Raw genomic sequence first — 23793 nt, 5'->3', positions numbered from 1 at the left:
ACGCGTTGCCGACTCACGAAACGCGCTCCATATGCGCTCCGGTGATGGGGGCCATCCAGCGGCCCGGTCACTGCGCGACCCGGCCGGGACGGGCCACGACGGTGTTGCGCAAGGTGCCGAGACGCTCGACCTCGACGTCGACGACGTCGCCGGGCTGCATCAGCCAGGGCGGCGTGCGCGCGTAGCCGACTCCTGAGGGGGTTCCGGTGGCGAGCAGGTCGCCCGCACGGAGGGCGAACGTGCGGCTGATCAGCGCGAGAGTGTCACCGACGGTGTAGACCATCTGGTCGGTACTGCCCTCCTGCACCACCTCACCGTTGACCCGCGTCCGGATGGTGAGCCCGTGGCGGAGGTCGCCCACCTCTGTGGCGGGTACCAGCGGCCCGAGCGGTCCGGAACGGTCGGCGTTCTTCCCCAGGGTCCACTGCGAGGTCAGCTTCTGCGCTCTGCGTGCGGTGACGTCGTTGAACGTCGAGTAACCCACCACCGCACCGAGTGCCTCTTCCGGCGTCGCGTCGGTGAGGGTCGCGCCGACGTAGGCGACGACCTCCCCCTCCCAGTCCAGACCGTCCTCATCGAGGGGAACCGGGATCTCCGCCCCATCCACCGTAAGTGAGGCCGGCCAGCGAGCGAACAGCGTGGGATGAGGAGGGATCCCGTCTGCTGCGTACGTTCCCTCGGCCAGATGCGCCAGGTAGTTCAAGCCGACGCAGATCACGCGCGCGTCGGGAAGCACGGGCGGAACCAGGTCGACATCGGTCGCGGGCAGCGAAGGTCCGGTCGGTGGCAGCGTCACCGCATGGTGGGGATCGGCCCAGAACTCTTCCAGCCCACAGATCGGCGCGACGCCGGCGCCATCCTCGGCGAGCCTCGCGACGACGGTGTTCCCGCCGGTCTCGCGCAAACCAACCAGCCGTATGCCCATGTGAGGTGCCTTCCTGGAATGTCGCAACGTTCTCGAGCCAGTGCCGGAGCCGGAGTTGACGTCGGGGGTCGCGCGCGGCGTCCGCAGCGGTTATTGCGCGACCTGGTATTTTTCGAACGAGGCGGGATCGATCGAGACACCTGTTCCTGGCGCCTGAGTCACCGCCACGAAACCGTTCGTGACCTCCGGACGGACCGCGAAGAAGTCTTCTGGCAGCCAGTCGTAATATTCGACTACCAGGGCTGTGGTTCCACAGCACACCAACTGACTGTGCAGTTCCCATGAGGTGTGGGGAGCCACGGGGATGTTCCAGGTGTCGGCGAGTGTGAGGACGCGCATGAACTCCGTGACTCCGCCCATCCGATGGGCATCGGGTTGCAGGATGTCGACGGCTCCGTGCTCCAGCAGCTCTCGGAATCCGTAACGCGAGTACTCGTTCTCACCGGCGGCGATCGGCACCCCGATCGTGCCGTGCAGCCGACCGTAGTCGTGGATGGAGTCTGCGAGGATCGGCTCCTCGAGCCAGGTGATGTCCAGGTCGGTGATCGCGGCGGCGAAACGACGCGTGGTGAGCAGGTCATAGCGCTGGTTCGCGTCGACCATGACACGACCGGACGGGCCGACGACGTCGCGGACGATCTCGACCCGTCGGACCGCGTCGTCGAGGTCTGCTCCGACCTTCAGCTTGACGCCCCAGAAGTCGCGGGCGGCGTAGGACTCGGCGGCCGCCCGTAGCTCGTCGTGTGACAACGAGACCCAGCAGCCGTCTCCGTAGACGGGGACCTCGGGGGCCACGCTGCCGAGATGGGCATGGAGCGGCTGATTCGCCGTCCTCGCGCGCAGGTCCCACACCGCGATGTCGACCGCCGAGATGGCGTACATGGCCACACCCTTGCGGCCCCGGCTCAGCGAGTGCATGAACATGCGTTGCCACAGGTCGCGGACACGTGCCGGGTCAGCCCCGATCACCAGCGGAACCAGTTCGGTGCTGAGGAAGGACGCCACGGAGGCGCCACCGCCGCCGATGACGGTGGTCCACCCCTCCCCCACCCTGCCGTCGGTGTCCGTGACCCGCACCACCACCACACCGAGGACATCGAGGGCGGACCCGTAGCTGCTCCGGATCGGGTGCGGCTGCGGGACGGCGAGGTGGTGCACCTCGGCCTGGGTGATGACGGCCACGTGGGGTCCTTTCGTCGGAAGGGGGCGCTTTGCTGGGTGCTGCTGTCACGGACTGCCGTCGACGGACAGGAGGATTCAGTGACCTCCCGACTGCGATACAGCTGAGTCCGTCGTCGCGGGCTCGTCGCCGACTGACCGCGGAAGCAGTAACAGCGTGAGGCCGGCAAGGAGTGCGGCTGCTCCACAGGTCGTCCACACGGTGAGGTATCCCGAAAGGGGGGCGTATCCCTCGTCCAGCCCTTCCAGCGAACCAGTCGCGGACAACACGATGGCGAAGACAGCTGTCGCGATGGTGCCGCCGATGGTCTTGGCCGCATTGGTCATTCCCGTAGCGAATCCCGTTCGATCCGATGGCGCCGCCGCCGCTGCCAAAACGGGAAAGGCAGCCATGACGGCTCCCGATCCCAGACCGGTGACAACCAGGTTGACCACCGCTTGGCCGGGCGAATCGTGGAAGGGAAGCCAGAGGCCAAATCCGGCCGCGCCGACGAATGCCGCGGACACCACCGCCCGGCGTGCTCCGAGCCGACCTGCGACAAACGGGAAGACGACCGCACCGATCGCGATGAAGATGACGTGAGTTCCGATCGCGACGGACACGAACTGTGCACCGGCGCCCAATCCATAGCCTGTGACGTCGGGGTCCGTGCGGGCGAAGGTGACGAGCGGGATCTCGGCGCCGAGAACCGCGATGCCGAACAAGAGCGCCGCCAGTTGCACGGGCCACTGCGCGCGGATCTTCAAAAGCCGCACGTCGATCACGGGTTCGCGCTGTCGTGCTTCGTAGCGTACGAACGGGATCTGGATGAGCAGGCAAGCGACGACGAGCAGCCAGGCGAGTGGACTCGTCGCACCCTGGAGATGCAGGAACACCATGCCGGCCAGGAACAAGGCAAGCGAGGCCGCCAGCAGCCCGAGCCCCACCCAGTCCGGACGCGCCGCAGAGGCAGTCGGCTCGTCACTTTCGATGCCGAACCGGACGACGATGATGCAGGCAGTGGTCAGGACGGCTGGGATCGACAGCGACACCGGGAGCGGCACCGCGCCCGCCAGGGCGCCGCTGGAGACGGACCCGGCGATGATCGAGATGTAGAACGCACCGACAAGAAATCCTGCCGCGTGTCGGCTCAGGCGGTGGTGGTCCTTGGACCCCGCTGTCCGTCGATAGATGATCGCGATCTCGATCGGGAGCCAGACAGCGCATGCCCCCTGCAGCGCGTAGCCGATGAGAAAAGTGGTGAACGACGGGGCGAACACCAAAATCCACGACCCCACCGCCGTGAGAGACGTCGTCCAGATCAGCACCTGCTTGTGCCCTCGGACGTCACCGAGTCGGGAGAAAGCGAGCACCATGAGTGCTCCCATGCCGTGCTGGGTGGTCTCGAACCAGTTGAAATCGCCATCGGAGATACCGAGGTGGTCGGCGACATCGGTGATGATCGGGCTGTAGAAGCCGCGCATGATGCCGTAGACGAGTTCGGTGAAGACGAGGAGTCCGATCACCTTCGCCAGTCGCGAGACAACCAGGCCCCGCGGTGGAGCGGCGGCTGAGTGTGTGTCGGCTGCCATCGGGAGGGGAACCTTTCGATCTGTGGACCACACCGGGCACAGCGTCAGCACTCAGCTGCATGACGGAATTCATGCGAGTCTGCGGAAGCTGCGCCGGCGACGCTGACCACGGTCATAGCGGGTGTGCGGAGGTCAGTCGAACAGATCGGGAGAGTCCGCGACGATCTGGTCCCACAGAGGCCGGAACTGGAACCAGCCGGCGACCGGATTCCCGGTCTGATGGCGCACGTCCACCGCGGTGTCGTGGTCGATGAGGGTCGGCGTGCCGGCAGCCATCGCCAGTAGTTGGGTCTGGCACGAGCGCTCCATGGTGATGAACCACCACGCGGCGGCCGCGACGGACTGCCCCACGGTGAGGAGACCGTGGTTTTGAAGGATGACCGCCTTCGCACCGCCGAGCGCGACACCGATCCGGCGGCCCTCCTCGGTGTCGTTCACGACGCCGCGGAAGTCGGAGTAGAGCCCCTGATCTTCGTAGAACGCGCACGCGTCTTGCGTGATCGGCGCGAGCGGGATGCCGAGCGTGGCGAAGGTCTTGCCGTACGGCGAGTGGGCGTGGGCGGCGGCGACCGCATCCGGCCGGGCCTTGTGAACCTCGGAGTGGATACAGAACGCCGCCCGGTTCACCGGTCGCTTGCCATGGAGCAGGTTGCCGACGTGGTCGACATGGATCAAATCCGACACCTTGATCTGGTTGAAGCTCATGCCGAACGGATTGACCCAGAAGGTGTCGGTGTGTTCCGGATCGCGGGCGGTGATGTGGCCGGCCACTCCCTCGGAGAAACCGAGCCTGCCGAAGACCCGGAACGCGGCCGCCAGCTCACGCTTGCGGTGCTCCCGCTCCTCCTCGACGGTGAGGTTGACCGGAGGTAGCGGCAGTTCGAAGTCGTCGGGAGCCGGCCCGATGCTGGCGCGGACCATCTCCAGGACCTCGGGCGTGACGGCGCTTGTCATCGCTACTCCTTTTATAAGATACAGCCCTGTATGCGATAGGGCCGATACTTGGCCCTATCCGGCCGACCTGTCAAGCGGCGCGGTCCACCCGGGACCGACGAGGGTGGCGTGACCGGTGGCCGCATGGGCCTCTTACCTGCGAGGGAACGCCAGTCAGGGGGGAACGACCCGTAGCGGCCCGGGGGTTCCACCGCTCGGCCGGTGCGCGCACCACTCACGCCACACCGGCAGCTCTGGTGAGAAGCGTCGCTATCGACGCACGCTGGCTGGAGGTTTTCGGATACACTCATGTATCTTGCAGGGACGAGCATGGAGGAGCAGTGCCACGAGGATCGACCGGCCAGCGTGCCGTGACGACCGCCCGGCTGCTGGCGAGCGCCGCCGAGGTCTTCGCCGAGCGTGGCTTCAACGGGGCCAGTATCGGAATGATCTGCGAGCGGGGCGGCTTCACACGCGGCGCGTTCTACTCCAACTTCGCAAGCAAGGACGAGCTCTTCTTCGCTATGTTCGAGGCGCATGCCGATGTGACGCTCACACGGTTGCGTACCGCGCTGGAGCAGGCTTCTGGAGCGAGCGATCCGCTCCAGCACTTCGCCAGCCTCGCGAGCCGCCAGTCCGACAACGATCGGCAGTGGTTCCTCATTTCGACAGAGTTCACGCTGTATGCGATCCGGAACCCCGCGGCGGCGGCCGCCCTGGCCCGCAAGGACGAGGAGGTCCGTCAGGAGATCGGGCGGATCTTCACCGAACTACTGGCGATGGCCGGCCGCGAGTTCGTCATTGATCCCGCTCTGGTGGGCCGCTTCGCGGTCGCCTTGCGCGAAGGTGGCAACGCCCAGGCGTTCGTGGAGCCGGGAAGCCTCGATGCCCGGCTCATGGAGCGGTTGATGCTGCCGACGGTTCTCGACGCATTCTCGCGGGCCTCCTCCGACCCCTCGAGCGATTCCCAGAGGACCGACCGCCAGTAGGAGCGAGAGACGAGATGGCCAATTACGCGGACTTCAATATCGGGCTCTACTTCACGGGGCTCGGGGGCGACAATCCGCCGCCGTACCCGGTGACTTTCGCGGGCCTGGAAGCGGCTGCGCGGGAGAGGCTGGAACACCGACTGTTCGACTACGTCGCGGGTGGGGCCGGTGATGAGCACACCCAGCGCGCCAACGTCACCGCTTTCGAGCAGTGGGGGATCATGCCGCGCATGCTCGCCGGCGCAGCCGAGCGCGACCTGTCGGTCGAGCTGTTCGGCCACCGGCTCCCTACCCCGCTGCTGATGTCACCGATCGGTGTCATCGGCGTGATGACCGACGACGAGCACGGCGACCTCGCAACCGCCGCTGCCTCGGCGACCTCCGGTGTGCCGATGGTGGCCTCAACCCTCATGCAGGACCCACTGGAGGACGTCGCCGCCGCACTCGGTGACACTCCCGGATTCTTTCAGCTCTACACACCCAACGACCGCGACCTCGCGGAAAGCCTCGTCCGCCGCGCCGATGCCGCCGGCTTCAGCGGCATCGTGGTCACCCTCGACACCTGGACCCTGGGCTACCGGCCCCGCGACCTGCGGCACGCGACATTCCCCCAACTGCGGGGATACTGCCTGGCCAACTACTTCAGCGACCCGGTCTTCCGCTCACGGCTTGCCGCCCCGCCCGAGGAGGATCCAGAAGCCGCAACCATGCACTGGGCGACGACCTTCGGCAATCCCACCCTGACCTGGGACGACCTCACCTGGCTGCGCAGCCTCACCGACCTCCCGCTCCTGCTCAAGGGCATCTGCCATCCCGACGACGTACGCCGCGCTCGTGACGGTGGCGTCGACGCCATCTACTGCTCCAACCACGGCGGCCGGCAGGCCGCCACCGCCCCCGCCCTCGACCTGCTGCCCGCGGTCGTCGAGGCCGCCGACACCATGCCGGTGATCTTCGACTCCGGTCTTCGCTCAGGCCCTGACATCGTCAAGGCCCTCGCGTTGGGTGCCACCGCCGTCGGCATCGGCCGCCCCTACGGTTACGGCGCCGCGATCGGAGGCCAGGCCGGTATCGAATTCGTCCTCTCCTGCCTGCTCGCCGAAGCAGACCTGACCATGGGCCTCAACGGCTACGCCAGCATCGCAGATCTCACCCCGGACGTGCTCGTCCGAGGCTGGGACAAGAAGGCTTCCGCTTAGGAGTTGCTTTCAGCGAGCGCGGCCCAGCCCCGACCCGTGGGCCTGTCCGCGACGCGCAATCCGCGAAGTGATGCGCCGTTCGCGGAGCCGTCGGCGGCAGATGTCGCGGTCGTACCCGCGATCGGCGTAGACCGCTCCCGGTTTGCGGCGGGGCCGGCCCCGCTTGCCCCGCACCGGCGGCAGGTCATCGACCAGCGACAGGAGCTGGGTGACGTCGTTGGGGTGGGCGCCGGTCAGCGACACCCTCAACGGGATACCGTTCCCGTCGGTCAGCACATGGTGTTTCGAGCCCGGCCGTGCGCGGTCAACCGGACTCGGACCGACTTTTGGGCGGCTTCGCCCCCGCTCGGCCTGCACAGGCGAGGGATCGATCGCGGCACGGGAGAAGTCCGGGCAGTCCGCCGCCCGCAACCGGTCCAGCAGTACCTGCTGAAGCTCACTCCACACACCGGCCGCCTGCCACTGCGCCAGCGCCGATCTCCCACGGCTTCGGCCGAGCCATCCCCCCTGAGGAACAAGACCACCTACCCCACAGCGTGCCTCATGAAGAACTTTCTCCAAGGACTCGTTGGTCCTTCTCCGCGCAGGGTGCGGCCGGGGCGCGACTCCTGGCAGGGTTCCCCGAAGGGTGGGTAGGCGGTCGGACCCATCAGCGGGGAGCGACGAGCTGGTGGATCGCCGCGGTCGCCCCTTCACTCTGTAGACACCTCTACCAGCGGAGCTGGCGGCTGGCAGGATGTGCCACCGTGACGACGATGAGTGAGCGCATCGACCGGCTCGATATGGACCTGCGCCGGCTGGGGGTCACCCGACGGGTCCACCCTCGAGTACGGATCGCCGCCGTACGGCGCGCCCACGTGCGGCTTGGCTGATCTACACATGCGGACTCGGCGCCCTCACCATCGCTGACCGGGAGGGCACGGGCTCGCGTGGGGTTGCTGAACTGGAGTCCGGTCAAGGCCCGTTGGGTCGGGTCCGCCGAGCGGGCGGAGGCCGGAAGAGGGCGAGTGACCTGGATCCGGGACTGCGGCCGGCGCTGCTGGCGCTGGTCGCGCGCCGATCCTGCGGCCCGACCGGGCGAGCTCCGCGGAGCAGCCGGGGCCCTTACATTTCTGAACACTTACGGTGATTGGGTGGTGAGGAGGGAATGGCGAGGGAGGAGCCTTGAGCGCGTGTGTTGGTTGTCGAGGATGAGCTGTATCTCGCTGATGCGATCCGCGCGGGGTGTCGCTGGGCGGCCATCGCCGCTGACGTCGTGCATGACGTACAGGCCACGCGCTGGAGCTGATCGCAGTCAACAACTACGGGGTGATGGTGCTGGACCGGGATCGGCCCGGGGTACACGGTGATGAGGCGCGCACAGGACGCGGCGGGAAACCCGCGGGTGTCGGGTGCTGATGCTCTCGGCCGCGGGATCGCTGCGGGACCGGTTGTCCGGCTTCGCTGCTGACGACTACCTGTCGAAGTTCGAGTTCCCTGAGCTGGTCGCGCGGTTGAGGGCGCTGGAGCGGCGTATCCAGTCGGCGCGTCCGCCATTGCTGGAGTCATAAAGCGTGCGGCTGGATCCGTTTCGCCCGAGGTGTGCCGGGAGGGCCGTCCGGTGCGGTTGACCCCGAAGGAATTCGCGGTGCTGCGGGCGCTGATGCAGGCCGAGGGCGGGGTGTTGCGCGCGGAGCAGGTAGGCGAGCAGGTGTGGGACGCGAACGCTGGCGTGTTCACGAACTCGCCGCGGCCCTGCTGCGGGCACGGGCTCGGACTGGCCATCGCACACGACGGCCGGTTACGTCTGACCCCGAACCACGACGGCGGACTCATCACGCACCTCGATCTGCCGCGTGCCAAGGCTGAAATCTGAATCTTTCCGCAACGTCGGCCTCCCTGACATTCGTCTCGATCTCGTCCACGTCGATTAGGAGCACGAGTTGTGCGTACGGTAAGAGGAGTGCGGCGCGGTGCCGGTGTGGTGCTCGCTTTCGGGATAACGGCGGTGCTGACACTGGAGAACAGCACGGCGGCGCCCGCCGCGGACAATGAACTCACCACGTTTTACGGGCAGAAGCTGGACTGGCAGCAGTGCGAGGATCCCGAGCCGCTGCCCCCCGAGGAGCAGCCCGACGACGGGGTCATCGTCGATCCGTGGAAGGGACAGTGGAAGTTCATGGAATGCGCCACGGCGGTGGTGCCGATGAACTACGCCAAACCCGAGGACGGCCAGCTGCGCATCGAGGTCAGCCGTATCAAGGCCAAGGACCCCGCCCGTCGGAAAGGCGCCTTGATGTTCAACCCGGGAGGTCCGGGCGGAGGCGGTCTCGCCATGCCGCTGGGGGCCCGCGAGTCGGAACTGGCCGACGCCTTCGACCTGATCGGGTTCGACCCGCGGGGCGTCGGCCGCGCGAGCCGGCTCCACTGCGAGAGGATCAAGGACCCCCGGCCGGACACCACCCGGCCCGGCGACGAGCAGTTCTCTGCCTACACCGACTACGCCCGCGCCCGCGAGGCCGCGTGCCAGCGAGGCGGCGGAGACCTCCGGCCCTACATCAGCACCGCCAACACCGCCCGGGACATGGACATCATCCGGGCGGCACTGGGCGAGAGGAAGATCAACTACCTCGGGTACTCCTACGGCACCTACCTGGGCGCGGTCTACGGGAGCCTCTTCCCCGACCGGCTCAACCGCAGCGTGCTCGACTCGGCCATGCACCCAGGCTGGCTATGGCGCAAGCAGGCCCTGATGCAGTCCGTCGGCGTCCGGTACAACGTCGAACAGTGGGCAGAATGGGTCGCCGAACGCGACAACACCTACCACCTGGGCACCTCCCGGCAGGACGTGCTGGCCACTGTCGAAGCCCTGGCCACCGCCCTGGCCGACAACCCGGTGCCGCTCGACCGGAAGCCGCCCAAGGACTGGCCCGTCTCGTGGCCGGAGAAGTTCGACCGCACCACACTGGACTCCTTCCTCGCCCAGGCAACCCAACCGCGCCCCATATGGGACGTCACCGCCGAAGTGGTCGGCGAACTCCGGCGGGCGGCCGACAAGAAAACCGTCCTGTCCCGCGACGCCGGCACCGCCGCCGCGACCCTGCTCTCCGAGCAGGACAAGCCCAAGCTCGACCCCGGGGTGTACGACACCGTCAGCTGTGAGGTCGAATGGCCGACCGACCTCAACACGTACTACAAGGACATGCGGCGTTACCGCGCGAAGTACCCCTTCCGTGACGGCAACGGAAGCGGCGTGATCGGCGCCGCCCCCACCAACTGCACCTTCCGCAGCTTCACTCCGCCCGAGAAGCCGGTCTCGCTCGAACGGGACGGCTACCCCACCGGGCTGGTGATCCAGGGCGACGGCGACCCCGCCACGCAGTACGAGGGTGGCCCCGCCATGGCCGACGCACTCGGCAACCACCTCATCTCCGTCCGCGACAGCGGCGAACACGGGCACTACGGCACCAACAAGTGCGTCACTCAGCGGGTCGACGACTACCTCATCCACGGCATCCTGCCGCCGCGCCGATCGAACTGCACCGCCGCCCCACGCCCCTCCGTGCCGGCCGACACCTCCCCCGCCGCCGAGCACACAGCCGACCGGCAGAGCAAGCAGGAACGCCTCGACACCGCGCTCGAACACCACTCGATCTGGCAGCAGCCCACAGACAAGTAGCCATCCCCACCCCTGTCTCAAGAGGCGAACGCGCCATCCCGAGCTGTGGTTGCCGAAGTGTGCCTCCCCGACATACCAACCACACGGCAGAACACCCAACGCCTCCTGAAGACGCACCCCCGTCAGCAACCACCTGCCAGCCTGGAACGCCGGTCCGAAAGCGGTGCCGTTGGTCCGCCAAGAGCGGGTGATGTTGGGTATGCACCACGCCGCTACCGGTATCCGGGGGCGCAAGCGGATCGACGACCGTTGATGAAGCCTGCGACGGCTTGTCGGCGTTTGATCCGGGCTGCAGGCAGGGGGATGACGTTCGGGTTGTCGCTGGGCGCGAGTTGGTCACGGCCTTGGTGTGGTCGGTGGCTGTTGAAGTGGTGTGCGTAGTCGTGGAGGATCTTCTCGGCGTGGCCACGGTCGAAGAGCAGGACACGGTCGGTGCACTCTTCCCGTGCTGAGCGGATGAAGCGTTCTGCGTGTGGGTTGCAGTTGGGGCTGCGTGGAGGGTCCGAGTTGCCATAGGAACTGCCGGGCCTGCTGGGTGACCCATGCGGCGGTGGGGTGGGCGGTGACGCCGAGGATATGGACGGTGCGGGTGCGCACTTCCATGATGAATAGCACGTGGAGCCGCTGCAGGCCGATGGTGTCGACATAGAAGAGATCGGTGGCAAGCAGGCCGCTGACCTGGGCTTTGAGGAACGCCGCCCACTCACCGTACGCCGGCTGGCGACGCGGCGCGGGACCGAGACCGGCGGCGCGCAGCACCCGACGGACGGTGGCGGGGCTGACCTTGCGCCCGAGGCGGCGCCGACCCGCTCGGCGCAGAAGTCGTCCTGGCCGACGGTTCACGAGTGAACACCGATGCCGCACATTCCCGCCAACCTCGGTGGGATCCTGCAGAACGGCCCGGATGAGCTGACGGTAGACATGGGGTTCGCCGGCTCCATGGCGACCGTCCTGGACCGGGCTGCACGGGAGTTCACCTCACCGTTCTCCGCGATCGTGTGGCATCAGTTCCATGGTGCCGCCGCCCGTCTACCCCTCGGCTCGACGGCTTTCGGCCGACGCGAACCGCACCTGATGGTCCAGCTGATCTCATTGTGGGAGGACGGCGAAAGCAAGAGCAACGCACGCTCGCCGTGAAGTTTGCGGTCGACCCGGACTGCGTCTTCGCCGCCACGCCGCTCCCCAGCGGGACTGTCGACGCCGGTTCCAGGCCCGTGTGAGGCGTGCAACCCGAGCATCCGAGAGTGCCGGCGGTCCCGCCGGAGAACGGCATCGGGTCGTCGGACATTGGTCACGTTGACCTTGGGCTTTCACCCAAGGGGGCCGTCCGAGGGTGATCAGGTGGCCGGGAAGCGCCGCGCGGACAGCGTCCGCGATGAAGGCGAAACTCTCGTCACCGAGCTTCCGCGGATCGGCGCCGTCCAGAAGACCGGCTCCGACGTACTCGTTGATGACTCGCAGGGCGGCCGCAGCGGCCGCAGCGCGCAGACACACCTCAAGGTCGTCGGGCTTGCGTCCGAGCCCAGTCGCGATGACCGCGGCCAGTTCGTGTTCCACCTGGTCGCAGGCCATCAGCCAGGCCGTGCGCAGCGGCAGGCATCTCACCGCCGCCGACAAGGACAGGAAGCAGCTCCTCATCGAGGAACGGCTGACACGGCCTCAAGGCCGACGACCACCTCACCCTGACCGGCAACGACGACGTACGCGAAGCGGTACGTTCAGTGCAGCGCTCCTACCTGCGAAAAGGCCCGTCGAGATGGTCGTATCCAGCATCCTCACAGCGCCCGTCGGAGCCCATCCAGCACATCCAGCACGTCAAACCTCGGAAACAGTTTTCTCCGTCCGTACGGCCTCGCTGACGGCGCGTACGGCGCGTGTGACGCTCGCCGCCGTGGCCGCGGAGGAGAGTTGCTCGGATTCGTGGATGAACGCGGTGACACCACGGCGGCTTCCGACGTAGTCGACGACGCCGTGCTCGATCTGCGTCCGCAGCGCCCGTTCATATCCGTGACGCTCGTATGTGCCGGAGTCGGCGCCGGCGACGGGCAGCAGATGTGTCGTGAGCCGTTGGAGCCTCGGGCGCACACCCGAGTCGGCCGAGAACTCGAAGGCCCAGCCGTTGACGAACACGCGGTCGATCCATCCCTTCAGCAGCGCCGGCATGGACCACCAGTACACGGGAAAGACCAGGACGAGGTCGGTGGCGCGGTCGAGACGGCGGTGTTCGCGGACAACATCGGCAGGGTGGTTGCCGCCTTCGTGATAGGCCCGGCGGTCCACCGGCGTGAACCTGGGGTCGAACTGCTCGCGGTGCAGGTCCGCCACCTCGACCGCCCTGGGGCGGAGGGCCGAGATGAGCCGTTGTGCCACGTGGTGAGTCAGGGAGTCGGAATCCGGGTGTGCGGTGACCACCAGGGTCAGCGAGTTGTTGTCATCAGTGCTCATGTCAGTACTTCCGTCTGCGGGGTGTGGATCCGGGGCGGTACTGCGAGGCGCCGCGTCGCCCGTATGGGCAACCGGTGCACACGGCGGCGTCGGCTGCGCCCCGGGGTGAAGTGCCTGGCGGTTCATCGCTCGTCCCAGGCGCCCGCCGCGGCTGTCCGGACGACGTACTCCTCGAAGGTTCGAGGCGCCCGTCCCAGCACGGAGGCCAGTTCGTCCGTCGTCTCGGCGATCAGTCCGCTCTCCATCAGTGTGAACATGGCGGCGATGTCCTCGGCGTCGTGTCGGCTCAGGCCCTGCCCGGCGAGGGACGAGACGTACTCGTCCCGGGTGATGTGACGGTAGGTGAGGGGCCGTCCGGACGCCCGGGAGATCAGGTCAACGGCTTCGGCGAAGGTGAGGGAGCGGGGACCGCTCAATTCGTACACCCGTCCGGCGTGCCGGTCCCCTTCGGTCATCACCGCGACCGCGGCATCGGCGAGATCCTCGACGTCGATGAAGGGCTCGGGAACTTCGCCGGCCGGAAGTGCCAGTGCGCCTGCGACCAGTGGCGCGTGGAAGACGTCCTCGTCAAAGTTCTGGGCGAAGTTCGACGCCCGCAGGACGGTCCATCCCAGTGACGAGCCGCGTACGGCCTCCTCGGCCGACCGCATGTGCTGTCCGAAGGCGGAGTCTCCCCAGCCGTCCGCACCGCGCCCGGAGAGCAGGACCAGCCGCCGCACTCCGGCAGCTTCGGCCCGCACCGCGAACTCGTGCACCGGACCCGGCACGGGCGGGGGCACCACGTAGGCCACATCAACGTTTCGCAGGACCATGTCCCAGCCGTCGCGCTCGGACCAGTCGAACCGGATCCGGCTCGACCTGGAGGCGGCTCGTACCGGGGCGTCGTGCAGCCGCAGTCGAGCGGCGATCCTGCGGCCCGTCCTGCCGGTCGCACCGAGAACGAGGTGAGTCTTTCGCGTCATGACAACCACTGAACACGCACCGGCCACACGCTCACATGGGTAAGAAGCCGCAATATCTTTGCGATCGTCTACCCTGTGGCTGTGGACGTCACCAGTGACCTGTTCCGCGGGGTGCGGGCTCGCGGCTCCCTGTTCGGCAGTTCGACGCTGTCCCCGCCCTGGTCACTGCACTTCGTGGACGGTGCGCCGCTGACCCTGTGCACCGTCCTCACCGGGGCAGGCTGGATCGTGCCGGAGGGGCGTCCGCCTGAGCGCCTCGGCGCCCACGACACGATCGTGGTGCGCGGTCCCACGACATTCACGTTCGTCGACGAACCCGACAGCGCGGCCGAGCCGATCGTCTGCGGAGAGGATTGTGCGACGCCCGAGCAGGGCGGCACCCGGCATCGACTGGGCTGGCACGATCCCGGCGAAGGGGGCGACGACGACAGTGGTGCGACGACTTTGGTGGTCGGCGCCTATCCGGTCCGCGGCGAGATCAGCCGACGGCTGATGGACGCGCTGCCCGTCGTGCTGCGCGTGGACGCCGGAGACACCGGTGACCCGGTGCTGGACCACCTCGCCTCCGAGGTCGCCCGCGACGAACCCGGCCAGCAGGTCGTACTCGACCGGCTCCTTGACTGGATGCTGGTGTGCACGCTGCGCACCTGGCTGGACCAACGCAGCCACCCCCCGGCTTGGTGGACCGCCCAGAAGGACCCGGTGGTCGGCCAGGCGCTGCGACTTCTGCACACCGAACCGGCGGCGCCATGGACGGTGGGCGAACTGGCCCGGCGTACGGGGGTCTCCCGCTCGACACTGGCAAAACGGTTCGCCGATCTGCTCGGCGAACCGCCGCTGACCTATCTGACCCGCTGGCGCATGACGCTGGCGGCGGATCTTCTCGTCGAGCAAAAGTCCTCGACTGTCGCTCATGTCGCCCGCGCCGTCGGCTACACCGATCCGTTCGCGTTCAGCGTGGCGTTCAAAAGACTCCGGGGCACCAACCCGAGCGAGTTCCGCCGCATGGCCGAAGCCTGACGGGCAGGAGATCAGACAGGTGGCCAGTTGCGGAGGGCGGCGTCCGCAACCCGTTGGAGGTGCCCGTGCTGCTGAAGCGGCTCGCCGAGGTGTCCGACCCGCGTGATCCGCGCCGGGCGCCCCGGACCAGGCGGTCATCCTGGGCGCTTCCTGCCGGGGGTACGCGGCTCCGGCTGAGGCCGTCTCGACCCCGGACGTATTCGCCGCGGACAAACCGCCCGGTTCCAGGGCGCCGGGCTGGGCCAGACGCCACCGGCCGCTGTATCGGGAATGGAGAGCCGGGGTCTTCGTAGCCCGACCGGCCGTAGCCGTCGCGGGAGTGATCACGCTTCCGCTGCCCGGCCCCGCTGGCTGATACTCGCCGAAAATGGCGCTCCGGGCCATAGGGTTCACGTGGGCACAGTGAGTGCTGAGCTGAACCAGGCGCCGGGTCACCGAAGCCACCCGGCGCGCCATGGACCGCCGTCTGCGGCGCCACAACATCGCTGTACTCACAGCGGATGCCGCCCTCTGCGCTGCGACGGTACCTGCCCGCTACGGCGCTGTCATGCTCCGGGAGACTGACGGGTGAGCGGCCTACACGGTGCTGCGGCAGCAGCCGGGCCCCTCCTGCCGCTCAGGGGGCACCGCTTACTCCTGTCGATTGGCGGCGCCCTCGTCCGGCTCGGCGGGCGCCTCATCGATGTGGACCTGGTCGCCCACGGCGCCCCCGGTGGCCGCGCGGACAGCGTCCGCGATGAAGGCGAAACTCTCGTCACCGAGCTTCCGCGGATCGGCGCCGTCCAGAAGACCGGCTCCGACGTACTCGTTGATGACTCGCAGGGCGGCCGCAGCGGCCGCGGCGTGCAGACATACCTCAAGGTCGTAGGGCTTGAGTCCGAGCCGAGTCGCGATGACCGCGGCCAGTTCGTGTTCCACCTGGTCCCAGGCCATCAGCCAGGCCGTGCGCAGGGTCGGAAACAGCTCAGTTCATCGAATCGAGAGGGATGCCCGTGCCCATCGCCCTTCCGCCTCTCTTCCACGTCGGCATCGTCGTGAAAGACCTCGACCGCGCCGTCACCGATTACGAGAAACGCTCAGGACGGGATCTTCCGAGATCGAACTGATCCAGCCGCTCGACGGCCGCTCGCCGTACACGGAGCACCTCGACCTCCACGGAGAAGGCGTCCACCACCTTGCCTACGTGGTGGGAAGCATCGGCCAGTGCCTCGGATCGCTGCGAGCGACGGGAGAAGCGGCTCCTGCCACCTTCGAGGCATCGGTCGCAGGGCTGACACGCTTCGTGTACCTGGACGGTCTGGCGCATGGGCCGGCCATCGAGCTGATCGAAATGGTCGGCGAAGACGCCTGACGACGACACGGTCCCGGACGTACGCGACACCGCGGCGGGCCGGTCAAGGAGGGCTGCATGACAAGCGGCACGATGCAGCCTCCGGCGCAGCATCCGAGTCCGGGCCTCGCCCGCACCGAGAGCCCGGTCGTCAGGGGGCGGATGCGAGGCCGGCACGGAGGATGTCGAGGTAGTTGTCGATTGCGGTCCCCTGCCGCTCCGCCGGGTGCTCGCTGACGGCGTGGATCAGGCCGCACAGGAGCTTGAGCAGGTTCTCGCCGGTGAGGGCAGGGACAGGGCGGATGCGTGCGAGCAGGTCGGCGGTGACCTCGACCAGCTCTCCCTTGGCCCGGTGCAGAGACTCTGTCTCGTCGGACCCGGTGATCAGAACGTCGGTGAGGCCCGGTCGCGCCAGAGCGGTCAGCAGCGCCGTGCGGAGGAAGTCGACGAGAGCCTTGGCGGGATCGGAGTATCCGCCGGCTACGGCCGCCGCATCGATGAGCTCTCGGACCGCTTCTTCCAAGACGGACTCCCGCATGGCCCGCTGCGTGGGAAAGACCCGATAAACCGTCCCGACCCCCACACCCGCCCTGCGCGCGAGCTCGTTGAGGGTGAGCGCAGTCTCCCCGCCGATGACGGCACCGCGGGCCTCATCGAAGATCCTCTGCCTGTTGCGTGCGGCATCCGACCTCATGATCCCTCCTTCGCATACCCATGTGGATAACCTATCAGGTGGATGCTACGGTGAAGTGGATAGGTAATCCACTTCACTTCGTCAGGAGCGGTCATGACCGTTGTGTTCATCCATGGAGTACCCGAGACGCCCTCCCTCTGGAACGACATCCGAGCGCGGATCGACCGCCCCGCCACGACCCTGCGGCTGCCCGGATTCGGCAGCCCTCGCCCGGCTCACCTGGACGGCAAGGAGGCGTATGCCGGCTGGCTGGCGAAGGAGCTGCGCGCCCTCGGCGAGCCCGTCGACCTCGTGGGCCACGACTGGGGCGCGCACCTGGTGATGCGGATCGTCTCCGCCTACGACGTTCCGGTACGCAGCTGGGTGTCCGACGTCGCACACGGCTGGCACCCCGACTATCAGTGGCACGAGGCGGCCACCCTCTTCCAGAAGAGCCCGGAGGGCGAGGAACTGCTCGCGTCGCTGCGCACCCAGGCCCCCGGCAGTCCTGGTTTCGGCGACTACCTCCGCCCCCGGGGGATGAGCGCCGAACTGGCGGCAGAAGTCGACACCGTCCACGACGAGGAGATGAGCACGGCCATCCTGACGCTCTACCGCTCGGCCTGGCCCAACTTCCACACCGACTGGGGCAAGGACTTCGACCGCCCCACTCAGGCGCCGGGGCTCGTCCTGATCCCGACCGGCGATCCCATGGCACAGCCCGCGATGGACCTGGACATGGCCGCACGACTCGGAGCACAGGCAGTGGAACTGGACCACCTCACGCACTACTGGATGCTCCAGGACCCTGACCGGGGCGCGGAGGTACTCAACCGATTCTGGGACTCCCGGCCCGCATGACATCCGATGACATCTCGGTCGGTGACGGAGCGAGACTTCGGCGCCAACCGCTACCTCATGCCTGACCAGCAGAAACCGCACATGGGGCTCGAAAAGAGAACGACCTCCAACCTCGAAGTTTCACGACGAGCCGCCGATGGAGTCGGTGGCTCGTCTTCGTGCAGTGGACCGAGGTGAGGTAGGCCGGGGGCCCGAGTGTCGTCTCGGGTGGATGCCGGGTTCCACTGCTCCGGCTGGAGGGGTCGTTCGTAGGGACGGGTGCATTGGCTGGTCAGCCGGGGTCCGGCAGGAGTGCGAGCCGGTCGAGGGCGGCGGTGATGTGATTGAAGCCCCGCCATCTTGAAGTCGCAGGTCATCGGGGTGGCGTGATCGTTCGGGAGGGTGCTCGTGCTGGTCGTGGGCAGTCTGGGGCCTTGATCGTCAGGCGGCGGTCAAGGCCGGTCCGTCCGTTTCCAGGTCGCGGAGGCGTACGGCTTCGTAGGCTCGCGGGATGACGGAGATCAACGAGATCGCCGAACGCGTCGCGGCTCGTCGGGCTGAACTCGACGAGGAGGAGAAGCTCCTGGCCGAGCGACTCGATGCGGCCCGTGCCGAACGCGAGGAACTCGCGGTGGCCACGCGCGCGTGGGAGCGGACGCACGCGAACTGGACGCGGAGATGCCCTCGGCGCAGGCGAAGACGGCACAGGTGGGCGGGCATACCGGCTTCCCTGTCTACCAGTGCCGCCTGCCGGTGTCCCGAAGAGCCAACGAATACTGCGCTGATCTGCTGACCCGCCACCTGAAGAAGATCGGATCCCGCTGGCGGGCCCTGCCGCCCGGACAGATTGTCATCATCGTGCTCGCCGTGCTCCGCCATGACCAGCGCATCGCTGACATGGTCGGCGGCAACGCCGTCGGCGACACCACTGTGCGCCGCTGGCGAGATGAGCTGATATCCCTGCTCGCCGCCCAAGCGCCCCGCTGGACCGCGCATGCAAGAAGATCGCCGGACGGGGTGGTGAGGTCGTCCTGATCGACGGCACCCTCATCCCCACCGTCCGCCGCACCCGGAGGGCGAACCGGCCCAACTACTCCGGCAAGCAACGACGTCACGACCAGCACTTCCTCGCCCTCACCGACGAAAACGGCCGCCTGATCTGGATCTCCGCGGCCCCTCCCGGCCGCACCCACGACATCGCCGCCGCCCGCCGCGACCACATCCTCACTCACTTACGCGCGGCCGGCCTCGGCGCCCTGGCCGACCTCGGCTTCCTCGACCTCGCCCACGGCGGTGACGATCCGGTGATCGTCATCGGCTACAAGGCCACCCTCGCCCGCAAGCTCACCCCGGGCGAGAAGGAGGCCAACCGGATCCTGGCCGCCGCCCACGCTCCCATCGAGCACGGCTGCGCGCACCTGAAGAGCTGGCGCATCCTCACCGTCGGGTGGGCGGGCTGCAGGCGTGGAACGAGGCCGACGGCTGGTTCGCGCCTCCGTACAACCCGGATGCCATCAGATGCATACGCCGGGAGGCGGACAGTGGTGAGCCAGTCGTGCTCGGCCTCGTACCGTTGCTCTTGCGGGCGCCCTTGAGCAGGAGATGGGTGCGGGGCCGGTGGATGAGACGGCTCGGCTCGCCGGGTTTGTAGCGGCGAACCACCGCCTGGACGCGGGCCAGGGTCCACCGACCGCACACTCACCGCAGATCCTTCGCGATCACAGCGGTCTTCTCACCCGCAGCGAAGCGTTCCGCAGCCTGGAGCCGGATCCCCTCACGAAGAGCCGAGGCTCAGCGGTCAGGCCCCCACCCTCCGGATAACGCATACCACCGGCATACCGCAGAGATCATCAACCGTCACCACCGACGACAACCCGCAAACCTCAGTAGGTCCCGGTGACGGTGGCAGTTCGTGACTCATGACTGTTCTGCGCCGGTGACGTAGGCGTCGCCAGTCGAACATATTCACAGATCACAAACCCGTGACACCATCCCGCGTCATTGGCGGGCTGCCCTGGCTCGAGTCTTGATCGCGAGGATGACGTCGCTCTTGGCGTCGGCGTAGTCGTTCATGTCGTTCCACTGCCGGCTGAGCAGAGCTCGTTTGACACTCTCGTACAGGGCGCGATCGTCTGCATCGGTGCGCAAGTGGTCACGGAAGAGAAGGTACTCGTGCACCGCTGCGTCCCCTCGTTCATATACGTGCACGTGAACGTCGCGAGTCGGCGTACGCACGAGCCGATGTCCTGGCTCGCGTACCCGCAGTTCGTAACCTGCGGCCAACAGCCCGTCGAGGTAGTCCTCCTCTGCTGTGATGTCGGCCACCGCGACGACGATGTCAACAATCGGTTTGGCGGCAAGGCCTGGAACCGAAGTCGATCCAATGTGCTCGATATCGACGTCCACTGCCGCCAACGCGTCAAGGATCCGACGCCGGTGATGCAGGTAGACCTCCGCCCACCGGGCGTCATAGCTGCCAAGGCCGACCTCGAGCGCTTCTGGACCACCGATGATCTCGACCGTCGTGACGTCCGGCCGACGAGGCTTGCTGCTGTGCATCACCAACACATCCTTTACGTCTTGCGCCAGTTCACCACCTCAAGCGACGGGGCTGCGGTTGGCGGCTTCGTCGAGCCTCGCCGTCGTCACGCGGGCTCGGCGGATCGGGACCTGCGTCGCGCCGAGAGCGGCGACGCGTTCCTGCTCGACCCGGAAAAGGTCGATTCTACCGTGCGGCGCGACATGCTCGGCCCAGGCACAGTGGTCCTTGCTCAGCGGCATGGATTGCGGCGCGCGAACCAACAGGCTCCTGAGGCGGGCCAGAGGACTGTTGGCCCCTCGGATGAGCGGCTGCCCCTCCGACATCACTGCGGACACTTTGTTGGCGCCGGGGCTAACGATGTCGGCGTCCCTGCTGTGAGTGCAGTACACAAGAACCCGATCTGCGAGCGGTCCCTAAGTCCGCCGCCGCTATCCCGGGTCCTTACTCGAGCGGCTCTCGGCAGACAACGCTTGCAATGAAGTCTGGCCTGAGTTACGTTCGCGGGCTGACCATTTCAGCCCGGCCAGGCTGTGGAGGTGCCCAGCAAGGTGGGCAAGACCCGCCGCGTGTTAGCGGCGAAACCCGCGCCGCGGGCTCTACACAATTTGGAGCCAGTAATGACCGACACCGGCAGCGTCTCCGACGGGTTCCACACCTTCGACGAGCTGTACGAATTCAGGCTGCTCTACCACGCACACGCAGTCCGGGCGTGGCTGGCCGCCAGGTATCCCGTCGTCCGCTCATGGAAGCACCACGACGGTGAACCATGCTTCGGGGGCGGCTGGTTCATCGTCATGGCCCAGCTCCCCACGGGGCAGGTCAGCAATCACTACCGAGCCAATAGCTGGTCGTTGTTCGGTGACGTGCCCGAGGTAGAGACGGCACCCGTGTGGGACGGGCACAGCACCACCGACGTAGCTCGCCGGCTGCGCACCCTCCTCAGCGGCGATGGATCTACGAGCGTGGCGAGTTGACGCTGCGCCGATAGGGCAGTCCGCTTTCGACATGAGTCGCGGAGGGCATCCCCGGTGCCGCCCTCACCAACAACACGCTCACGAAATGGGCCGCCGCGATCAGCGACACCCTCGCCCTCGGCCTGACCACCGAGGGGATCGGTCTCGGCTCGCCGATCACCCCGCTGCCCCGCTTCAACGACGCCCGGCCGCGCACCCTGCCGTGGCGGGCTACATCGCCTCTGCATGAAGCAGGCGTCACCGTGCTGCTGGAGGAGGGCGACTCCGCGCCCCACGAGCCCAAGAATCCGGCGGGAAGCCTCGTAGCGGTAGGCGCACCTTCCAAGGTCGAAGCGCCTACAAGCTCCCCGCAAGGGCTGCTGCCACCCACACCCGTGACGCCGGGGCCCGAGTGCAGCCTCTGGAGCGCCACCACAAGATCGCCGGAGGATTACAGACGGGTTCTCACCATGCCCGCCTGCGCGCGGCACTTCTCAACACGCTGGACTTGACAGAGAAGACCCGGAAGACCAGTCGGATGTACTGACAGCTGCGCACCTCCGGCATCACCGTCGCAGTCGTCAGCCCGAGCGGATACAGCAGAACCTCGATGGCGGTCGACTTCTCCGACTTCGAATGCCCGACCAGGAACGTCACCGAGCCTGTGAAGTAGCGGGCGTACCAGACTCCGCCACGCTGAAACTCAAGCCTTTCGATCACTAACGACGGGCCCACCGGCGCTCCCCCCGCTCCAGGGTGCTGATCCGTAGAAAAGAACGAACGTCCGCCGGATGGGTGACGCTTGCGCGCTTGCACCGGCTTCTCCGGGTCGTCGGAAGGTCAGTGCCGACGGTTCTCTACGGGCCGTCGGCACCGACTGTGCAACGTGGAAGACATGCTTGGCAGGGCGAGCTGACCAGGCCGCGCTAGGGGAGGCGGCCTGGTCCGGCAGGGGAGGCCGCAGCCCAGTCAGGCCCAGTCAGGCCCCGTCGAAGAGTGTCCCCTGCTCGGACGAGGCCTGCTGCGGCACCGACGGTGCTGCTTCGGCCAATGGACCGGCCAGGGCACACCGCTGCCGTCGGCGAATCGGGGCCAAAGGCGCCGCGATGTCGGGATGAACCTGGGCCTGCCCCGAGAGACTGTGGTTAGTCCGCTGCCCGGGCCGTTTCCAGAGCTTCGGCCGTCAGTTTGCCGAGTGGGCCGACGGCGTCGGCCACGCCCAGGCAGGTGCTGTCGCGGAAGACACCGAGTTCGTAGTGCACGGACTCGGTGTCGACGGAGCGGACCGTGAGCCCGATCTCGTAGTCGCCCGGGTAGGTCACCTCACCGAGATACTGGATCTGGTACGACCAAGGGGGTAGATCTGGCACCGAGCCCGCACCACTCGTCCCGATCGAGTGCAAGGTGAACGTGGCGACGGCCTCGTCGTACCAAGTGGCCAGTGCGATGAAGTTGACGTGCTGGTTGGAGTCGACGTCACCGATCCGGGAACGCAGCGGGGCCCAATACAGGTAGTGGGCACGTTGCAGGCGCTCTGGGCGTGGACGGGCAGCTGCCGACGATCCTGTCTCCGGTAGCTGCATCTCGGCGAGATCGGCGATCAACTCGTCGGGAAGCTGGAGCGGCCCCGAGTTGTCGGCCAGCACGACAGTGGCATCGCCACTCCCCACATGCTTGCCGCCGACCACGATCGCCTGTTCGAAGGTGAATGAGGAGCGCCCGACCCGGCGAACGCCGGTGTGCACCTGCACGCGGGTACCGGTCGGTCCAGCCTGAGCGAGCCGGTTGACCCGTTGGCCGACGAGCAGTATCTGGTACGGGCCGAACCCGCCCGTACCGGTGAGGCGTTCGAAGCGGCGCAGTGGCAGCCGAATCCGGGCGTCTTCCAGCCAGCGGGCCATGCCGATCGTGCTTGCCCAGCCGTCTTGGCCAAGATCGGCCTGCCGCACTCGGACGTCGACCTGGACACCGAAATTCTGATCGTCAGCAGAGCTCATGCATGATGACCCTAGAGCAAGGTCAACTACCCCACCAGGTCGGACAGTACGTGCCACGCGACCAGCTCCAGTTACCTCCAGCCGCGCTGCGACTGTGCGCAGCACCGACGGTCTTGCCTTTGTCGACCCACGACCTGCTCCGCCAAGCTCGCCCGGCATGCCTACAGCCAGCACAGCTCTACGCCACCGCTCCGGCTGACCCTCGGCCTTCTCAAAGGACATGGCTTTCACGGCAGCGGACTCGCCCACGGCCCGAACCTGTCCCGTTTGTCACCTCGGTGGAGTCTCGTTCGCCGCTCAGCGCGTGATGCGATGAGAATCCGACAGCTTGAACGAGAACGAGTGCGCCCTCGCGCGCTGGGCCAACGACGAGCTGCGCAGCGCCAACGCGCAGATCGAGTTCCTGCTGCGCAAGGCGCTCGCGGACGCGGGCCGGCTGCCCGGCGCGGTGCGCCCGATCCCGCGCCGGGGCCGCCCGCCACGGCGGCCCGCCGAGGGCACCGAGGGCGGGGGCCCCTCCGAGGGCCCCGAGGGCCCCGGCCGAGCACCGAACCAGCCCTGACCCCGCCCGCACCT

At 67.5% G+C, this 23793-nt stretch carries 26 protein-coding genes and 1 pseudogene; 13 read left to right on the top strand and 14 right to left on the bottom strand.

The genetic code is table 11. The features are described 5' to 3' along the window. Nucleotides 1-67 precede the first annotated feature (67 nt). The 4 genes from J5X86_RS19545 to J5X86_RS19530 all read right to left on the bottom strand — a co-directional run bounded on the left by J5X86_RS19545 (nt 68) and on the right by J5X86_RS19530 (nt 4630). Nucleotides 68-925, bottom strand: coding sequence for a fumarylacetoacetate hydrolase family protein (locus J5X86_RS19545; protein ID WP_162496077.1), 858 nt, complete (start codon nt 923-925; stop codon nt 68-70). Nucleotides 926-1015: 90 nt separating this feature from the next. Beyond that, nucleotides 1016-2107, bottom strand: coding sequence for a mandelate racemase/muconate lactonizing enzyme family protein (locus J5X86_RS52480; protein ID WP_079258835.1), 1092 nt, complete (start codon nt 2105-2107; stop codon nt 1016-1018). Nucleotides 2108-2182: 75 nt separating this feature from the next. Continuing rightward, on the bottom strand, nt 2183-3676 hold the full coding sequence (locus J5X86_RS19535; protein ID WP_208518068.1) for an MFS transporter: 1494 nt from the start codon (nt 3674-3676) through the stop codon (nt 2183-2185). A 132-nt stretch (nt 3677-3808) separates the two neighbouring features. Beyond that, a complete protein-coding gene (locus tag J5X86_RS19530; protein WP_374229270.1) occupies nt 3809-4630 on the bottom strand; it encodes a class II aldolase/adducin family protein in 822 nt (273 codons plus the stop codon). A gap of 350 nt (nt 4631-4980) precedes the next feature. Here J5X86_RS19530 and J5X86_RS19525 point away from each other — a divergent pair, with 350 nt between their 5' ends. Together J5X86_RS19525 and J5X86_RS19520 are read left to right on the top strand one after the other, a co-directional pair. Then, nucleotides 4981-5598, top strand: a complete 618-nt coding sequence (locus J5X86_RS19525) for a TetR/AcrR family transcriptional regulator (protein WP_208518067.1) — start codon at nt 4981-4983, stop codon at nt 5596-5598. Nucleotides 5599-5612: 14 nt separating this feature from the next. Further along, complete coding sequence (locus J5X86_RS19520; protein ID WP_208518066.1) at nt 5613-6797, top strand: alpha-hydroxy-acid oxidizing protein; 1185 nt, start codon at nt 5613-5615, stop codon at nt 6795-6797. Nucleotides 6798-6809: 12 nt separating this feature from the next. Here J5X86_RS19520 and J5X86_RS19515 read toward each other — a convergent pair. After that, a pseudogene (locus tag J5X86_RS19515) lies at nt 6810-7268 on the bottom strand (transposase); the annotation flags it as partial. Nucleotides 7269-8397: 1129 nt separating this feature from the next. Between J5X86_RS19515 and J5X86_RS19510 the strand changes: the two are divergent. After that, nucleotides 8398-8652, top strand: coding sequence for a helix-turn-helix domain-containing protein (locus tag J5X86_RS19510; protein WP_208518064.1), 255 nt, complete (start codon nt 8398-8400; stop codon nt 8650-8652). A 69-nt stretch (nt 8653-8721) separates the two neighbouring features. Continuing rightward, nucleotides 8722-10455, top strand: coding sequence for an alpha/beta hydrolase (locus tag J5X86_RS19505; RefSeq protein ID WP_208518063.1), 1734 nt, complete (start codon nt 8722-8724; stop codon nt 10453-10455). A gap of 212 nt (nt 10456-10667) precedes the next feature. Here the strand turns inward: J5X86_RS19505 and J5X86_RS19500 are convergent, their stop codons facing one another. Further along, nucleotides 10668-11102, bottom strand: a complete 435-nt coding sequence (locus tag J5X86_RS19500) for a transposase (RefSeq protein ID WP_243980863.1) — start codon at nt 11100-11102, stop codon at nt 10668-10670. Between J5X86_RS19500 and J5X86_RS50785 the strand changes: the two genes are divergently transcribed. Together J5X86_RS50785 and J5X86_RS19495 are read left to right on the top strand one after the other, a co-directional pair. Next, the gene (locus J5X86_RS50785; RefSeq protein ID WP_243980996.1) at nt 11071-11304 is read left to right on the top strand and encodes a hypothetical protein; all 234 of its coding nucleotides are present in this window, start codon (nt 11071-11073) and stop codon (nt 11302-11304) included. The two genes, J5X86_RS19500 and J5X86_RS50785, sit on opposite strands and share 32 nt — an antisense overlap. Before the next feature lie 6 nt (nt 11305-11310). Then, nucleotides 11311-11592 (top strand): hypothetical protein, encoded by a 282-nt coding sequence (locus J5X86_RS19495; protein WP_243980861.1) that lies wholly within the window; start codon nt 11311-11313, stop codon nt 11590-11592. 678 nt (nt 11593-12270) lie between these two features. Here J5X86_RS19495 and J5X86_RS19490 read toward each other — a convergent pair. Both J5X86_RS19490 and J5X86_RS19485 read right to left on the bottom strand, forming a co-directional pair. Then, nucleotides 12271-12900, bottom strand: coding sequence for an NAD(P)H-dependent oxidoreductase (locus J5X86_RS19490; protein ID WP_208518062.1), 630 nt, complete (start codon nt 12898-12900; stop codon nt 12271-12273). A 122-nt stretch (nt 12901-13022) separates the two neighbouring features. Continuing rightward, entirely contained in the window at nt 13023-13862 is an 840-nt protein-coding gene (locus J5X86_RS19485) for an SDR family NAD(P)-dependent oxidoreductase (RefSeq protein ID WP_208518061.1), read from the bottom strand. A gap of 81 nt (nt 13863-13943) precedes the next feature. Here J5X86_RS19485 and J5X86_RS19480 point away from each other — a divergent pair, with 81 nt between their 5' ends. Beyond that, entirely contained in the window at nt 13944-14882 is a 939-nt protein-coding gene (locus J5X86_RS19480; protein WP_079258828.1) for an AraC family transcriptional regulator, read from the top strand. A gap of 630 nt (nt 14883-15512) precedes the next feature. Here J5X86_RS19480 and J5X86_RS19475 read toward each other — a convergent pair. Beyond that, nucleotides 15513-15815, bottom strand: a complete 303-nt coding sequence (locus tag J5X86_RS19475) for a hypothetical protein (protein WP_243980994.1) — start codon at nt 15813-15815, stop codon at nt 15513-15515. On the opposite strand from J5X86_RS19475, the gene J5X86_RS19470 reads away from it, so the two are divergent. Further along, nucleotides 15775-16233 carry a VOC family protein gene (locus tag J5X86_RS19470; protein WP_243980859.1) on the top strand — a complete coding sequence of 153 codons (459 nt, stop codon included), beginning with the start codon at nt 15775-15777 and terminating at the stop codon, nt 16231-16233. The two genes, J5X86_RS19475 and J5X86_RS19470, sit on opposite strands and share 41 nt — an antisense overlap. Nucleotides 16234-16363: 130 nt before the next feature. On the opposite strand, the gene J5X86_RS19465 is transcribed toward J5X86_RS19470, so the two are convergent. Then, nucleotides 16364-16906, bottom strand: a complete 543-nt coding sequence (locus J5X86_RS19465; RefSeq protein ID WP_099014814.1) for a TetR/AcrR family transcriptional regulator — start codon at nt 16904-16906, stop codon at nt 16364-16366. 93 nt (nt 16907-16999) lie between these two features. Here J5X86_RS19465 and J5X86_RS19460 point away from each other — a divergent pair, with 93 nt between their 5' ends. From J5X86_RS19460 to J5X86_RS50775, 3 genes are all read left to right on the top strand, one after another. Beyond that, the gene (locus J5X86_RS19460; protein ID WP_208518059.1) at nt 17000-17746 is read left to right on the top strand and encodes an alpha/beta fold hydrolase; all 747 of its coding nucleotides are present in this window, start codon (nt 17000-17002) and stop codon (nt 17744-17746) included. 624 nt (nt 17747-18370) lie between these two features. After that, a complete protein-coding gene (locus tag J5X86_RS50780; protein WP_243980857.1) occupies nt 18371-18760 on the top strand; it encodes a hypothetical protein in 390 nt (129 codons plus the stop codon). After that, nucleotides 18682-19320, top strand: coding sequence for a transposase family protein (locus tag J5X86_RS50775; protein ID WP_308124672.1), 639 nt, complete (start codon nt 18682-18684; stop codon nt 19318-19320). The genes J5X86_RS50780 and J5X86_RS50775 overlap by 79 nt, the downstream gene beginning before the upstream one ends. A gap of 403 nt (nt 19321-19723) precedes the next feature. On the opposite strand, the gene J5X86_RS19450 is transcribed toward J5X86_RS50775, so the two are convergent. Together J5X86_RS19450 and J5X86_RS19445 are read right to left on the bottom strand one after the other, a co-directional pair. Further along, nucleotides 19724-20284 (bottom strand): GrpB family protein, encoded by a 561-nt coding sequence (locus tag J5X86_RS19450; protein ID WP_243980855.1) that lies wholly within the window; start codon nt 20282-20284, stop codon nt 19724-19726. A gap of 39 nt (nt 20285-20323) precedes the next feature. Continuing rightward, a complete protein-coding gene (locus J5X86_RS19445; RefSeq protein WP_208518057.1) occupies nt 20324-20506 on the bottom strand; it encodes a hypothetical protein in 183 nt (60 codons plus the stop codon). Between the two features lie 378 nt (nt 20507-20884). Here J5X86_RS19445 and J5X86_RS19440 point away from each other — a divergent pair, with 378 nt between their 5' ends. Next, nucleotides 20885-21241 carry a hypothetical protein gene (locus J5X86_RS19440; protein WP_044570566.1) on the top strand — a complete coding sequence of 119 codons (357 nt, stop codon included), beginning with the start codon at nt 20885-20887 and terminating at the stop codon, nt 21239-21241. A 444-nt stretch (nt 21242-21685) separates the two neighbouring features. Here J5X86_RS19440 and J5X86_RS19435 read toward each other — a convergent pair whose 3' ends face one another. Next, nucleotides 21686-21955, bottom strand: coding sequence for a hypothetical protein (locus J5X86_RS19435; RefSeq protein WP_208518056.1), 270 nt, complete (start codon nt 21953-21955; stop codon nt 21686-21688). A 410-nt stretch (nt 21956-22365) separates the two neighbouring features. Continuing rightward, entirely contained in the window at nt 22366-23217 is an 852-nt protein-coding gene (locus J5X86_RS19430; RefSeq protein WP_208518055.1) for a hypothetical protein, read from the bottom strand. Nucleotides 23218-23545: 328 nt separating this feature from the next. On the opposite strand from J5X86_RS19430, the gene J5X86_RS19425 reads away from it, so the two are divergent. Then, nucleotides 23546-23779, top strand: coding sequence for a hypothetical protein (locus J5X86_RS19425; protein ID WP_208518054.1), 234 nt, complete (start codon nt 23546-23548; stop codon nt 23777-23779). The last annotated feature ends 14 nt before the right edge of the window (nt 23780-23793 follow it).

The organism is Streptomyces sp. NEAU-YJ-81 (genome assembly GCF_017592595.1).
Classification (GTDB): Bacteria; Actinomycetota; Actinomycetes; order Streptomycetales; family Streptomycetaceae; genus Streptomyces; species Streptomyces hygroscopicus_B.
Note: the sequence above shows the minus strand (reverse complement) of the source record. Positions and strands in the feature narration are given on the sequence as shown.

Excerpts from the sequence above, each read along its gene's own strand:
- J5X86_RS19450 (WP_243980855.1), bottom strand. The coding sequence starts at position 20,284 with ATGCACAGCAGCAAGCCTCGTCGGCCGGACGTCACGACGGTCGAGATC.
- J5X86_RS19470 (WP_243980859.1), top strand. The coding sequence starts at position 15,775 with ATGACCGCGGCCAGTTCGTGTTCCACCTGGTCCCAGGCCATCAGCCAG.
- J5X86_RS19530 (WP_374229270.1), bottom strand. The coding sequence starts at position 4,630 with ATGACAAGCGCCGTCACGCCCGAGGTCCTGGAGATGGTCCGCGCCAGC.
- J5X86_RS19440 (WP_044570566.1), top strand. The coding sequence starts at position 20,885 with ATGACCGACACCGGCAGCGTCTCCGACGGGTTCCACACCTTCGACGAG.
- J5X86_RS19465 (WP_099014814.1), bottom strand. The coding sequence starts at position 16,906 with ATGAGGTCGGATGCCGCACGCAACAGGCAGAGGATCTTCGATGAGGCC.
- J5X86_RS19490 (WP_208518062.1), bottom strand. The coding sequence starts at position 12,900 with ATGAGCACTGATGACAACAACTCGCTGACCCTGGTGGTCACCGCACAC.
- J5X86_RS19485 (WP_208518061.1), bottom strand. The coding sequence starts at position 13,862 with ATGACGCGAAAGACTCACCTCGTTCTCGGTGCGACCGGCAGGACGGGC.
- J5X86_RS19445 (WP_208518057.1), bottom strand. The coding sequence starts at position 20,506 with ATGCCGCTGAGCAAGGACCACTGTGCCTGGGCCGAGCATGTCGCGCCG.
- J5X86_RS19460 (WP_208518059.1), top strand. The coding sequence starts at position 17,000 with ATGACCGTTGTGTTCATCCATGGAGTACCCGAGACGCCCTCCCTCTGG.
- J5X86_RS19520 (WP_208518066.1), top strand. The coding sequence starts at position 5,613 with ATGGCCAATTACGCGGACTTCAATATCGGGCTCTACTTCACGGGGCTC.
- J5X86_RS19475 (WP_243980994.1), bottom strand. The coding sequence starts at position 15,815 with ATGGCCTGGGACCAGGTGGAACACGAACTGGCCGCGGTCATCGCGACT.
- J5X86_RS19495 (WP_243980861.1), top strand. The coding sequence starts at position 11,311 with ATGCCGCACATTCCCGCCAACCTCGGTGGGATCCTGCAGAACGGCCCG.
- J5X86_RS19545 (WP_162496077.1), bottom strand. The coding sequence starts at position 925 with ATGGGCATACGGCTGGTTGGTTTGCGCGAGACCGGCGGGAACACCGTC.
- J5X86_RS19430 (WP_208518055.1), bottom strand. The coding sequence starts at position 23,217 with ATGAGCTCTGCTGACGATCAGAATTTCGGTGTCCAGGTCGACGTCCGA.
- J5X86_RS19535 (WP_208518068.1), bottom strand. The coding sequence starts at position 3,676 with ATGGCAGCCGACACACACTCAGCCGCCGCTCCACCGCGGGGCCTGGTT.
- J5X86_RS19500 (WP_243980863.1), bottom strand. The coding sequence starts at position 11,102 with ATGTCGACACCATCGGCCTGCAGCGGCTCCACGTGCTATTCATCATGG.